The sequence below is a fragment of the Cellulomonas septica genome, from assembly GCF_012396155.1.
Classification (GTDB): domain Bacteria; phylum Actinomycetota; class Actinomycetes; order Actinomycetales; family Cellulomonadaceae; genus Cellulomonas; species Cellulomonas septica.
The window spans coordinates 1-13,192 of the sequence record NZ_JAAXOY010000027.1; the positions used below are offsets into that span (position 1 = coordinate 1).

11 protein-coding genes, 1 pseudogene and 1 riboswitch are annotated in these 13,192 nt (G+C 73.7%); of the genes and pseudogenes, 3 read left to right on the plus strand and 9 right to left on the minus strand.

The genetic code is table 11. The annotated features are described in order from the left end of the window. Together HGA02_RS02590 and HGA02_RS02595 are read right to left on the minus strand one after the other, a co-directional pair. Positions 1–597: pseudogene (locus tag HGA02_RS02590) on the minus strand (iron ABC transporter permease); the annotation flags it as partial. A gap of 4 nt (positions 598–601) precedes the next feature. Beyond that, positions 602–1,687, minus strand: a complete 1,086-nt coding sequence (locus HGA02_RS02595; RefSeq protein WP_168677255.1) for a thiamine ABC transporter substrate-binding protein — start codon at positions 1,685–1,687, stop codon at positions 602–604. Positions 1,688–1,776: 89 nt separating this feature from the next. After that, positions 1,777–1,906: riboswitch (TPP riboswitch) on the minus strand. A 94-nt stretch (positions 1,907–2,000) separates the two neighbouring features. Between HGA02_RS02595 and HGA02_RS02600 the strand changes: the two genes are divergently transcribed. Both HGA02_RS02600 and HGA02_RS02605 read left to right on the plus strand, forming a co-directional pair. Further along, positions 2,001–2,273, plus strand: a complete 273-nt coding sequence (locus HGA02_RS02600; protein ID WP_168677258.1) for a DUF4235 domain-containing protein — start codon at positions 2,001–2,003, stop codon at positions 2,271–2,273. Positions 2,274–2,296: 23 nt separating this feature from the next. Then, complete coding sequence (locus tag HGA02_RS02605) at positions 2,297–2,608, plus strand: nucleotidyltransferase family protein (RefSeq protein WP_210728072.1); 312 nt, start codon at positions 2,297–2,299, stop codon at positions 2,606–2,608. Positions 2,609–2,656: 48 nt separating this feature from the next. Here HGA02_RS02605 and HGA02_RS02610 read toward each other — a convergent pair whose 3' ends face one another. From HGA02_RS02610 to HGA02_RS02640, 7 genes are read right to left on the minus strand one after another with little or no spacing between them, the layout of a single operon-like run. Next, positions 2,657–4,162 carry a phytoene desaturase family protein gene (locus HGA02_RS02610; protein WP_168677260.1) on the minus strand — a complete coding sequence of 502 codons (1,506 nt, stop codon included), beginning with the start codon at positions 4,160–4,162 and terminating at the stop codon, positions 2,657–2,659. A 55-nt stretch (positions 4,163–4,217) separates the two neighbouring features. Further along, positions 4,218–4,640 (minus strand): monovalent cation/H(+) antiporter subunit G, encoded by a 423-nt coding sequence (gene mnhG, locus HGA02_RS02615; RefSeq protein ID WP_168677263.1) that lies wholly within the window; start codon positions 4,638–4,640, stop codon positions 4,218–4,220. Continuing rightward, the gene (locus tag HGA02_RS02620) at positions 4,637–5,044 is read right to left on the minus strand and encodes an MrpF/PhaF family protein (protein WP_246247333.1); all 408 of its coding nucleotides are present in this window, start codon (positions 5,042–5,044) and stop codon (positions 4,637–4,639) included. Before HGA02_RS02620 ends, mnhG begins: the two co-directional genes overlap by 4 nt. Further along, on the minus strand, positions 5,041–5,586 hold the full coding sequence (locus tag HGA02_RS02625) for a Na+/H+ antiporter subunit E (RefSeq protein ID WP_168677266.1): 546 nt from the start codon (positions 5,584–5,586) through the stop codon (positions 5,041–5,043). Before HGA02_RS02625 ends, HGA02_RS02620 begins: the two co-directional genes overlap by 4 nt. Beyond that, positions 5,583–7,247, minus strand: a complete 1,665-nt coding sequence (locus HGA02_RS02630) for a Na+/H+ antiporter subunit D (RefSeq protein ID WP_246247336.1) — start codon at positions 7,245–7,247, stop codon at positions 5,583–5,585. The genes HGA02_RS02625 and HGA02_RS02630 overlap by 4 nt, the downstream gene beginning before the upstream one ends. Beyond that, the gene (locus tag HGA02_RS02635) at positions 7,244–7,753 is read right to left on the minus strand and encodes a Na(+)/H(+) antiporter subunit C (RefSeq protein ID WP_168677269.1); all 510 of its coding nucleotides are present in this window, start codon (positions 7,751–7,753) and stop codon (positions 7,244–7,246) included. Before HGA02_RS02635 ends, HGA02_RS02630 begins: the two co-directional genes overlap by 4 nt. Before the next feature lie 5 nt (positions 7,754–7,758). Continuing rightward, positions 7,759–10,809: a Na+/H+ antiporter subunit A gene (locus HGA02_RS02640; protein WP_168677271.1), complete on the minus strand. Its 3,051-nt coding sequence runs from the start codon at positions 10,807–10,809 to the stop codon at positions 7,759–7,761. Between the two features lie 175 nt (positions 10,810–10,984). On the opposite strand from HGA02_RS02640, the gene HGA02_RS02645 reads away from it, so the two are divergent. Continuing rightward, a partial coding sequence (locus HGA02_RS02645; RefSeq protein WP_168677275.1) for a heterodisulfide reductase-related iron-sulfur binding cluster occupies positions 10,985–13,192 on the plus strand: 2,208 nt, incomplete at its 3' end.

Below are 13,192 nucleotides of genomic sequence, written 5' to 3' on the forward strand. Positions count from 1 at the left end.
CGAGGACAACGGCCACTCCGTGGCGGTCATCGACCAGAACTCCGACGCGTTCCGCCGGCTCGACGCGGACTTCGGCGGCAACAAGGTCACCGGCATGGGCTTCGACCGCGACACGCTCACGCAGGCGACGATGGCCGCGAACGTCCCGTCGAGCCGCAGGAACCCGAGCGGTCCGCCGTCGACCAGCAGCGACCGGAAGGCCACGCCGACGACGACCGTCGGCAGCACGAACGGCACGGTCACCAGTGCGCGCACGGCGGCGCGCCCGCGGAACGTCCGCCGGTACAGCACGAACGCCCCGGGCACGCCCAGCAGCACCGACACCACGGTCGCGACGGACGCCTGCGCGAGCGTGAGCCCGACGATGCGCCACGTGCGCGGCCGGGAGAACACGTCGGCGAAGCCCGACAGGTCGAGCGCGCCGTCGACGACGAACCCGCGCGCGACCATCACGACGACGGGCCACGCGAAGAACAGCCCGAGGAACAGCAGCGGGACGACGACGGCCGCGGTCCAGAACGCGACCATGCCCGCCGACGGGCGCGCCCGCCCGCCCGGCGCCACGGGGGCGTCGGGTCGGGCGAGCGTCGTCGTCATCAGGTCAGCCCGCGACGATCTCCGACCACGCCGCGAGCCACTCCTCGCGGTGCGCGTCGACGTCGGCGGGGGCGACCTCGAAGGGCGTGTCGGCGAGCGGGGCCCACCGCGCCCACTCCTCGGGCAGGTCGACGGCCGTGCTCACCGGGTACATGTACATCGACCCTGGGATGTCGGCCTGGACCTCGTCGGACAGCAGGAAGTCGAGCAGCTGCTGCGCACCCTCGGGGTTCTCCGCGTTCGCGAGGACGCCCGCGTACTCGACCTGCCGGAAGCACGTGTCGAGCAGCGCGCCCGTCGTCGGCTCGTCGGCGCCGTCGGGCACCGTGAACGGCGGCGACGACGCGTACGACAGCACGACCGGACGCGGCCCGTCGCCGCCACCGCCGCTGAAGTCCGTGTAGTACGCGTCCGACCAGCCCTCGGACACCTTCAGGCCGTTCGCGACGAGCGCCGTCCAGTAGTCCTGCCAGCCGTCCTCGCCCTTCGCGCCGACGGTCGCGAGCAGGAACGCGAGACCCGGCGACGACGTGACCGCGCTCGGGACGACCAGCAGGTCCTGGTACTCGGGCTTCGTCAGGTCGTCGAGCGACGCGGGCTCCGCGACGCCGTGCTCGGTGAACCACGCGTGGTCGACGTTGAGGCACACGTCGCCGAAGTCGACCGCGGTGAGCGCGTCGGACCCGTCGACCGCGTACCGCGCGGCGTCCTCCGCCGCGGGCGCGGACGACGTGTACGGCTCGACGACGCCCTCGTCGATCGCGCGCGACGCGAAGGTGTTGTCCACGCCGAACACCAGGTCGCCCAGCGGCGCGTCCTTCGTGAGGACGAGCTGGTTGACCAGGGCGCCCGCGTCGCCGGGCTGCACGACCTCGACCGTCAGGCCGCTCTCCTCCTCGAACGACTCCAGCAGGCCGTCGGACAGGCCGAACGAGTCGTGCGTGACCAGCGTGACGGTGCCGCCGCCCCCGCCGGACGCAGCGGGCGACGGGTCGCCACCGCCGATCGCGGAGCAGCCCGCGAGCGCGAGGACGGTCCCGGCGGCCAGCGCCAGGACGGGGACGGACGTGCGGCGGGGCGTGCTCGCCATCGGTGGTGCTCCTCCTCGTCAGCAGGAGGGGGTCCCCGCACCCGTCGCACGGCGGCACCCTCGCAGGGGCGCGCCGACGACGACTGCGGAGACTGAGAAGCCCGACTCCCTACGCCGGTGTGAACCGGATCAGGTTCGAGGGTCTGCGGTGGTCCGCACTCTCAGCGTCCTGGCCGTCGGCGGGGCTGCCGGCGACGTGACGCTCCCCTGTCGTTCGCCTGCGATCCTACGCCCGTCCGACCAGCGGTCCGACCCGTCCCCGGCTAGCGTGGACGCCGGTCCTGTCCCTGATGCCCGCCCGGAGGATGCCCGCATGGACAAGCAGTCGATGGTCTCGAAGCTCGTCGGGGTCGGCGCCGCCCTCGCGGCCGCCTGGATCGCGCAGCAGATCGTCACGCAGGGCTGGAAGGCGACGCGCGGCTACGCACCCCCGAAGCCCGAGGACGAGGGCGACTTCCGTCTCGGCGAGGTCGTCGCAGCCGCCGCGATCACCGGCGCGCTCGTCGGCGTCGCCCGCGCGCTCGCGACCCGCGGCACCGCCGCCTTCACCGCCCGCACGGAGACGGGCCGCGAGCTGGTCGACTGAGCCGGATCGCATCCGGCGTCGACGTGTCGGACGACACCTGCGAGGGGCGCCTCGCGAAGGTGCACGCGCACCGATCCGAGATCCGCGCCGCTGCCCGGCGCGCAGGTGCGACGCACATCGCCGTCTTCGGATCGGTCGCGCGCGGCGAGGACGGCCCGGCGTCCGACATCGACTTCCTCGTCGACGTCGACGTGCGCGAGGTCGGCCTCTTCCCGCTCATGGATCTCGCTCGGGACCTCGAGCAGATCCTCGGCGAACGAGTCGACGTCGCCTCGCGACACGTGCTCGCCGACCACGTCGTCGCGTCGGTCCTCGCCGAGGCCGTCGCCGTCTGATCGGTGCGGGCCCGTCGCGATCCACGGGCGTGACCGCCCGACGCCCGACTAGATGACCGGCCACGCCTCCGTCGCGCGGTCGGGGGCGAGGGTCGGCACCTGGTCGGTGTTGAAGACCTCGCGCAGGACGCGTCGCGCGGCGAACCACCCGGACAGCCCGTGCACGCCCGGCCCGGGCGGGGTCGACGCCGAGCACAGGTACACCCCGTCCCGCCCGGAGGCGTAGGGGTCCCGGCGCGCGCTGGGGCGGGCGAACATCTGCGTGATGGTCGCGGCGCCCGCGGAGATGTCCCCGCCGACGTAGTTCTGGTTGTGGTGGTGCATCTGCGCGGCCGGGATGCAGCGCGACGCGACGACGACGTCGCGGAACCCGGGCGCGTACCGCTCGACGTGCGCGGTCACGGCCTCGGTGACGTCGACGTCGGACCCGGCGGGCACGTGCGCGTAGGTCCACAGGGGCCGCAGCTCCCCGACCCGGCGCGACTCGTCGGTGACGGTCGGGTCGCTCAGCAGCGTCATCGGGCGGCGTGCGTGCCGACCCGCCTGCACGGCCCCCTCGGACTCGGCCATCTCGGCCCGCGTGCCGCCGAGGTGCACGGTGCCGGCGCGGCCGACCTCGGGGACGGTCCACGGCACGGGCTCGGACAGGACGAAGTCGACCTTCGCGGCGCCGTTGCCGTACCGGAACCGTTCGAGCGGCCGCCGGGCGCGTGGCGGGAGGCGGTCGCCCATGACGTCGAGGAGCGTGCGCGGTGAGGTGTCGAACAGGTAGGCGTGCGCGGGCGGCAGGTCGTCGCAGGTGCGGACGGGGTGGTCGGTGACGATCTCCCCGCCGTGCTCGACGAGGTCGTCGACGAGCGCCCCGATGATGGCGCCCGACCCGCCGCGCGGGATCGCCCACCCCGCACCGGCGTGCCCGAGCGCGGCGAGCAGCAGGGCCGTCCCGGAGCCCGCGAGCGACGGCAGCGCGGTGATGGTGTGGGCGGCAACGCCGGTGAGCAGCGCGGGCGCGACGTCGTCGATGAACGGCCGGTCCCACAGACGCGTGCCCTGCTCGAGGACCCGCAGCCCGAAGTGGACGGCGGTGGGTGCACCGTGGGGCAGCAGGCCGCGCGGGATGCTGCGCTTGTCGCCCATCGCGACGCGCACGACGTGGCCGGGGTTCGCCACGAGCGGCCCGACGAGCGACCGCCACGCAGGCCCGTCGACGCCGAGGCGCTCCACCGTGCGGTCGAGGTCGTGGTACGCGATGCCGGCTCGGCCGCCGGGCAGCGGCTGCGCGAACGAGATCTCGGGCGTCAGCAGCTCGACGCCTCGCGCGCGCAGGTCGAACGAGCGGAAGAACGGCGACGCCCACGCCATGGGGTGCACGGCCGAGCACAGGTCGTGCACCATCCCGTCGGCCAGGCCGAGGTCGAGCGTGCGCGCACCGCCGCCGACGGTCGGCTGCCCCTCGAGGACCAGCACGCCGAGGCCCGCGCGGGCGAGCGTGACGGCGGCGGCGAGCCCATTCGGGCCGGACCCGACGACGACGACGTCCCGGTGGTGCGTCATGCCTCGATTCAACCCCTCCTCGCGCCGGAGCGGTGGGCGAACCTGGGCGCGCGCCTCAGAGCGGACCGATGTCGTCGCTTCCGGTGCGACGCTCACGGTCCGCCTCGTCGGCGTCGGAGACCGACCGCGCACGCTCCAGGTCGGCGGTCAGCTCGTCGACGACGAGCAGGTCCCCGCGCACCTTCCCCGTGCGGTAGCCGGCGCGACCGACCATGTGCGCGGCGACGGGTGCGGTGAGCATCTGGAACAGCGCGACGAGGACGAGCGCCCACACCGCACCGCCGGACCGCAGCCGCAGCGCGAGGCCGATGAGGCACAGCACCAGTCCGAGCACCTGCGGCTTCGTCGCGGCGTGCATGCGGGCCAGCAGGTCGGGGAAGCGCAGCGCGCCGACGCCGGCCGCGAACGCGAGCAGCGCCCCGCCGAGCAGGAAGATCACCGAGGCGACGTCGGCGACGGTGTCCCACCAGTTGTTCATCGGACCTCCCCCTCCGCCTGGCCGCCGTGCAGCTCTTCCTTGTCCTCGGGCTGCTCGCCCAGCGCCTCCTGCTCGGCGGCGGCACGCGCGGCCTCCTCGGCGGCGATCTCCTCGCGCGTGCGGACGCGCCCCTCGCCCTCGGGCTCGACGGCGGCGAACCGCGCGATCGTCACCGAGCCGACGAACCCCACGAGCGACAGCACGACGAGGATCGGCACGACGTCGGCCCGCCGGTTGGCCGCGGCGTAGAGCGCGACGCCGACGATCATCGTGGCGACGACCACGTCGAGGGCGACGGTCCGGTCGAGCATCGACGGGCCCTTCTCGGCCCGGACGATCGCGAACGCGGCACCCAGCACGAGCAGCACGCTGCAGATGACGACGACGACGGTCATGACGGTCATGCGGTCACCCCCGCCGCGCGCAGCTCCTCGTCGGACGCGAACGCGCGCAGCACGCGCTCCTCCTGCTCGAGCACGGTCCGGCGCGCGGCCTCGATCCCGCCGCTCTCGTGCACGTCGAGCACGTGCAGGTAGAGCATCCCGGTGAGCCGGTGCGCCTCGACGACGAGTGACCCGGGCACGAGCGAGCAGAGCTCGGCGGTGAGGGTGAGGTACAGGTCGGAGTGGCTGCGCAGCTGCACGCCGATGACGGCGCCGCGCGGCGTGTACCGGGGGCGCAGCGCGATCGCGCTGACCTCGGCGGACGCGCGGACCACGTCGAGCACGAACCGGCCCACGAGGACCGCCAGCCCGCGCGGCCGCACACGGCCCTCGAACTGGATGGGTGCCATCCGCAGGCCCGTCGTGACGAGCAGCGCGAGGGCGGCGCCGGCGAGGACGTTGCCGACGGACAGGTCGCCCCAGAGCAGCACCCACACGACGGTCAGCCAGACGACCGTCGCCCACTGGGTGCGCCAGCGGGACCGGCGCGGGTGCAGGCTCATCCGCCCACCTCCGCGATGTCGGTGCGCACGGGCGCGTCGGGCGCGCTGCCGGTCGTGCCGGGCGCGCTGCCGGTCGTGTCGGCGGCGTCCGTGCCGACCTCGCCGCCCTCGCCGCCGTGCGCGGCCTCCTCGGTCACCTCGACGGAGACGCCTTTGCCGCGCTTCCCGTCGGGCAGCACGGCCTCGACGTACGGGGTGCGCTCGGTCAGCGCGTCGGCGGCCCGCTGGGTGTACGCGTAGAGCGGCCCGGCGGCGACCGTCAGGCCCAGGCCGAAGACGATGAGCGCGGCGGCGGGGCCGACCATGCCGAACGGCAGCCGCACGGGCGGCCGCTCCTCCTCGGGCACCTGCCAGAACGCCTTGTTCCACGCCTTGACCAGCGCGTACAGCGTGAGCAGGGACGTCACGACGGACCCGACGACCAGCACGTACGCGAGCGGCGTGCCGACCTGCACGCCGGCCTCGAGCAGCCCGAGCTTGCCGAGGAACCCGGACAGCGGCGGGATGCCGGACAGGTTCATCGCGGGGACGAAGAACAGGATCGCCAGCAGCGGCGCGAGCTTGGCCAGGCCGCCGAGCTTGGTGAGCGACGTCGACCCGCCCGCGCGTTCGACGAGCCCCACGACGAGGAACAGCGCGGTCTGCACGGTGATGTGGTGCACCACGTAGTAGATCGCGGCGGTCCACCCGGCGTCGGTGGACAGGGCGATGCCGAACACCATGTACCCGATGTGGCTGACCAGCGTGAACGACAGCAGACGTTTGATGTCGTCCTGCGCGACGGCGCCGAGGATGCCGACGACCATCGTCGCGAGCGCGGCCCACATGAGGGCGTCGTCGAGCCGACCCTCGGGGAACAGCAGGGTCTGGGTGCGGATGATCGCGTAGACGCCGACCTTGGTGAGCAGGCCCGCGAACACCGCGGTGACGGGTGCGGGCGCGGTCGGGTACGAGTCCGGGAGCCAGGCGGACAGCGGGAAGACGGCCGCCTTGATCGCGAACGCCAGGATCAGCAGCACCTGCAGCACGAGCCGCACCCCGGGGTCGATCTCCGGGAGCCGGATCGCCAGCTGGGCGAGGTTCACCGTGCCCGTCGCGGCGTAGATCGAGGCGAGCGCGACGAGGAACAGGATCGACGACAGCAGCGCGACGACCACGTAGATCGTGCCCGCCCGGATGCGCTCGCGCGTGCCGCCCAGGGTGAGCAGCACGAACGACGCGGCGAGCAGGATCTCGAACCCGACGTAGATGTTGAACAGGTCGCCCGAGAGGAACGCGTTCGCGACGCCCGCCGTCAGCACCAGGTACGTCGGGTGGAAGATCGAGATCGGCGCGGACTCCTCGTCGTCCTCCTGACCCTGGGCGAGCGAGTACAGCAGGACGCAGAGGGTCACGGTCGCGGAGACCGTGAGCATGAGCGCCGACAGGCGGTCGGCGACGAGGTCGATCCCGACGGGCGCGGCCCAGCCGCCGACGTCGACGACGAGCGGGCCGTCGTCCGCGAGCACGAGCAGCGCGGCGGAGACGAGGACCACGATCACGAGTGCGACGACGCTCACGATGCGCTGGAGCGTCGGGCGCCGGTACAGCGCGAGCGCGAGCCCCGCGGCGGACAGCGGCACGACGACGGGGAGCGGCACGAGCCAGGTCCAGTCGGTCATCGCTCCCCCTCTCCTGCGGTGCGGGCCGGGTCGCCGGCCGGGCGGGCGGGTGCGCCCTCGTCGGTCTCGTCGCGGATCGACGCGGCTTCCTCGTCGATCGAGCTGCCGGAGCCCTCGGTGTCGTCGTCGGTCGTCGCGCGTTCGTCGATCGCGGCGAGCCGCGCGATGCGGCGGTCCTCGACGTCGTCCTGCACCTCGTCGTGCCGGTGCAGCTGCCACGACCGGTACGCCATGGCGAGCAGGAACGCCGACAGGCCGAGCGTGATGACGATGGCGGTGAGGACCATCGCCTGCGGCAGCGGGTCGGTCATCTGCCCCTCGGGCGTCGCGCCGACGATGGGCGGGCGGCCCGCGGCACCGCCGGCGACGAGGAACAGCAGGTTCGCGCCGTTGCCGAGCAGGATCACGCCGATGAGGACGCGGCTCAGCGAGCGCTCGAGCAGCAGGTAGACGCCGACCGTGAACAGCGCCGCGATCGCGACGACCAGGACGATGTTCGGGCTCATGTCGATCACGGCCGCTCACCCGCCGCCCGGGCCGCCACGATCCGGTCCGCCTCGCTCACGGTGGCCTGCTCGTCGGGCGAGGAGCCGACGCTCGTGTCGTCCTCGCCCGTCTCGGCACGCCGGTCGATCTCGGCCCCGAGGCTGCGCAGGATGTCCAGCACGAGCCCGACGACCACCAGGTAGACGCCCACGTCGAAGAACAGGCTGGTCACCAGGTGGATGTCGCCGATGACCGGCAGGTGGATGTCGAGGATCCACGACTGCAGGACCGACCCGCCCGCGAGCTGCGCGACGAGCCCGACGCCCGCGGACAGGAAGAGGCCGAGGCCCAGCAGCAGACCGGGCTGCACGGGTGCCGCCTCGCCGAGCTCGTACCGGCCGCCCGCGAGGTACCGCACGATGAGCGCGATGCCCGTGACGAGGCCCGCGGCGAAGCCGCCGCCGGGCGCGTTGTGGCCGGAGAACAGCAGGTAGATCGAGTACACGAGCATCGTGTGGAACAGCAGCCGCACGACGACCTCGAAGATGACGGACCGCCGCTGCGGCGCGAGCGTCTTGCCGGCGCTGAGCCACTGCCGGTCCCGCGACGACGAGGAGCCGCCCTCGGCGGGCAGGTCGTCCCGGCGGCGACGCAGCACCGCCATCGGGTCCTCGCTGCCGCCCCACACCGCACGGTCGGCGGGGGCGTCGCCCGCACGGTAGATCGCCCCGCCGCGCCGCGAGAGGAAGACGAGCGACGCGACGCCGGTCGCGGCGACCAGCAGCACCGAGATCTCGCCCATGGTGTCCCACGCGCGGATGTCGACGAGCGTCACGTTGACGATGTTCTTGCCGCCGCCGAACTCGACGGCCTCCTCCGCGAAGTGCTCGGACACGGGCGCGTGGACGCGCGCGATCGGCACGACGAGCGCGATCCCGGCGACGGTCAGCCCGACCGCGAGGCCGACGCCGAGCCGCACCCACCGGCTCGCGGCGAGCGGCCGGTCGGAGAAGTACGGGGGCAGGCGGCGCAGGACCAGCACGAACACGACGAGGGTCACGGTCTCGACGAGCACCTGGGTGAGCGCGAGGTCCGGTGCACCGTGCAGCAGGAACAGCCCGGCGACGGCGTACCCGCCGATGCCGAGCAGGATCACGGCCTTGAGACGGCGGCGGGCGCGTGCGGCCAGGATCGCCGACGTGACCGCGACGGCCGCGAACACGATCTGCGCGGGGTTGTCCCAGCGCCGCATCGACTCGGGCACGCTCGTCTGCGTGATGAGGACGGTCGCGACCGACCCGACGAAGACGATGAGGATGATGCCGAGGTAGAGCGGCAGCGAACCACGCTGCGTGACGGCGGTGACGTCGGCCGCGAAGTCGTCGAGCCGGCGCATGAACCTGCGGTAGACGCTGTCGGCCTCGGGCCCGCGGTACAACCCGGACTGCCACCGCTCGACGCGTGCGCGGGCGACGAACAGGAGCGCCCCGACGCCGAGGATCCCGAGCGTGAGCCAGAAGACCGGCGAGACGCCCGCCCACAGCGTGAGGTGGCCGGGCTCGCCGTACGGGTACGTGTCGGCGTAGGGCGCGAGCAGGTGCTCGCCGAGCTGCGGCAGCAGCGCGACGGCCAGGCCGAGCACGGCCAGGATCATCGCGGGCCAGACCAGGAGCAGCGTCGGGTGCGTGATGGGCGCGGGGGTCGCGTCGGGCTCGGCACCCTCGTGCAGCGCCGGTCCGCCGCTCGCGTCGGGGGCCGCGGCCTCCGGGATGACCGCGGGCTTGGTCGCGAACGCGCCCCACCACAGCCGCAGCCCGTACGCGACGGTCAGCGCGGAGCCGACCGCGACCATGACGAGCACGATCGGCCCGATCGCGCCCTCGTCGAGGTGCGCGACGCCTTCGAGCCCCGCCTCCTTCGCGACGTACCCGGCGAACGGCGGCAGGCCGATCATCGACGCCGTCGCGAGCCCGCCGGCGAGCGCGGTCAGCGGGAGCTCCTTGCCGACGCCGGACAGCCGCCGCAGGTCACGCGTCCCGGTCGCGGCGTCGACGACGCCGACGACGAGGAACAGCGACGCCTTGAACATCGCGTGCGCGCCGATCATCGCGAGGCCCGCGAGCGCCGTCGCCTGCGTGCCGAGACCCACGAGCAGCACGATGAGGCCGAGCTGGCTGACGGTGCCGAACGCGAGCACGAGCTTGAGGTCGTGCTGCCGCAGCGCGCGGTACCCGCCCAACAGCAGCGTGCCGCCGCCGAGCACGACGATCATCCAGCGCCACACGGGTGCCGTCGCGAACGCGGGCGCGAACCGCGCGACGAGGTACACGCCCGCTTTGACCATCGCCGCGGCGTGCAGGTACGCGCTCACGGGGGTCGGCGCGGCCATCGCGGCGGGCAGCCAGAAGTGGAAGGGCAGCAGCGCGGACTTGGTCGCGGCGCCCAGCAGCAGGCAGACGATCGCGACGGTGGCGATCGTCCCGCCCGGCGGGTCGGCGATGACGGCGGACATCCGGTACGTGCCCGCGGCTTCGCCCAGCAGGACCACGCCCACGAGCATCGCGAGGCCGCCCGCGGTCGTGATGACGATGGCCTGCATGGCGGCGCGCCGGCTCGGCTTGCGCTCCGAGTAGTGCCCGATGAGCAGGTACGACGTGACCGTCGTGAGCTCCCAGAACACGAACAGCAGGAGCATGTCGTCGGCCGTGACCAGCCCGAGCATCGCCCCGGCGAACGCGACGAACACGCCGCCGAACCGGCCCAGCCCGTGCGCCGTCACGGAGAAGTACCCCGCGCAGTAGACGAGCACGAGCGCGCCGACGCCGCCCACGACGAGCGTCATGAACCACGAGAGGGTGTCGAGCCGGAACGTCAGCTCGAGGCCCAGCGCGGGGATCCACTCGACGACCTCGACAGGGCCGTTCCCGGCCTGCACCTGCTGCGTCCACGTGAGCGCCCAGACCGCCGCGGAGGCCGGTGCGAGGGCCAGCACCCAGAACGCGCGACGCCCCAGCAGACGGACCAGGGTGGGCGCGACGACGGCTGCTGCGAGGTGCACGGTGAGCAGCAGCAGCACGCGTCCGGCTCCGTCCTGTCGGGGGCGGGTGGTCGGTCGGGAGGCTTCAAGGAGTTGGTCAAGATCCTATCAACCGCTTTCCCGTGGTCCTCCCACGGCGGCCGCCGCCACCCGTCCGCCGCAGCGGCTCCGGACGTCCCGTGAGCGACCGTGGGGACGCGGTTACCGTGTGCGCGTGAGCGTGCTGCAGTGGGTGTGCCTGGCGGTCGTCGTCGCCGCGACCGTGGTCGGCGTCGCGGTCTTCTCGCGCGGTGTCGTCGCCATCGTCCGCACCGTGCGCGTCGGCCGCGCGGCCCCCGGCCGCTCCGGTCCTGTCGGCACGCGTCTGGCGACGCTGCTGCGCGAGGTCGTCGGGCACGGACGCTTCCAGCACCGGCCGGTCGTGCGCGTCGCGCACTGGGTCGTCATGGTGTCGTTCCCGCTGCTCGTGCTCACGCTCGTCGCCGGGTACGGGCAGGTCGTGTCGCCGACGTGGGCGCTGCCGCTGATCGGGCACCTGTGGCCCGTCGAGTGGGTCGTCGAGGCGTTCGCGTGGGCCGCACTGCTCGGGATCGTCGCGCTGTTCGTCCTGCGGCTGCGCATCTCGCCTCGGGCCGCCGCGCCCGAGGTCGAGCGTCGGCGGTCGCGGTTCTTCGGGTCGAACCAGGCGCAGGCGTACTTCGTCGAGGCCACGGTGTTCGCGGTGGTCGCGGCCGTGCTGGTGCTGCGCGGCCTCGAGTACGCGCTGCTGTCGCAGGCCGGCGAGACCGGACTCGGGCTCCACTTCCCGCTCACCGCGTGGTTCGGCGGTGCGTGGACGGGTGCGTCGACGTCCGCGCTCGAGACCGCGGTCGTCGTCGTCGCGACCGTGAAGATCGTCGTGTCGATGTCGTGGTTCGTCGTCGTCGGCCTGCAGCCCACGATGGGCGTCGCGTGGCACCGGTTCCTCGCGGTCGTCAACGTCTACGCGCGCCGCGAGCCCGCCGGCGGTCCCGCGCTCGGGCCGCTCGCCCCCCTCACGCTCGCGGACGGGACGGCCGTCGACCTGGCCGCGCTCGAGGACCTCCCCGACGACGCACGCCTCGGCGCGGGCGCGATCGAGGACCTGTCCTGGAAGCAGCTCCTCGACACCGCGACGTGCACCGAGTGCGGGCGCTGCCAGGACCAGTGCCCGGCCTGGGCGACCGGCAAGCCGCTGTCCCCCAAGCTCGTCATGCTCTCGCTGCGCGACCACGCCGCCGCCACGGCCCCCTACCTGCGCGCGAGCGCCGCAGCAGGCGCGGTGACGGAGGGCGCGGCGGCCCCGGTCGACCGCCGCGCAGCCGTCGAGGACGACCCGCACGCCGGCGTGGACCTCGTCGCCGCGGGCGTCATCGACCCCGACGTGCTCTGGGCGTGCACGACCTGCGGCGCGTGCGTGCAGCAGTGCCCCGTCGACATCGAGCACGTCGACACGCTCGTCGACGTCCGCCGCTACCAGGTGCTCATGGAGTCCGCGTTCCCCAAGGAGCTCGGCAGCACGTTCACCAAGCTCGAGCGGCAGGGCAACCCGTGGGGCCTGCCCGCGCGCGCCCGGCTCGACTGGGCGAAGGGCCTCGACTTCGACGTCCCCGTCGTCGGTGCCGACGTCGAGTCCGCCGCCGACGTCGACTACCTGTTCTGGGTCGGCTGCGCGGGCGCCTACGAGGACCGCGCCAAGAAGACGACGCGAGCCGTCGCCGAGCTGCTGCACGCCGCCGGGGTGTCGTTCGCCGTCCTCGGCGACGGCGAGACCTGCACCGGCGACCCCGCCCGCCGCGCGGGCAACGAGCTGCTCTACCAGATGCTCGCGTCGCAGAACGTCGAGGTGCTCAACGAGGTCGGCGCGCAGCGCATCGTCGTGACCTGCGCGCACTGCTTCAACACGATCAGCCGCGAGTACCCGCAGCTCGGGGGCCGGTTCACCGTCCTGCACCACACCGAGCTGCTCAACACGCTCGTCGCCGACGGCCGGCTGGTGCCGGTCGAGCCGAGCGCCGACGCCGGCGCTGGTGCGGGTGGTCAGCGGATCACCTACCACGACCCCTGCTACCTGGGCCGGCACAACCAGGTCTACACGCCCCCGCGCGAGCTGCTCGCCGCGATCCCCGGCGCCGAGCTCGCCGAGATGCCGCGCAACCGCGAGACGTCCTTCTGCTGCGGCGCGGGCGGCGCGCGCATGTGGATGGAGGAGTCGATCGGCACGCGCATCAACGCCACGCGCGCGGCCGAGGCCATGAGCACCGGCGCCGACGTCGTCGCGACGGCCTGCCCCTACTGCACGGTCATGCTCTCCGACGGCGTCGCGGCCGTCGCCGCCTCCGCCGCGTCGGCCGGGCCCATCGGGAGCACGCCGGACACGGCCACCACCGCGGGCGCGAGCGCG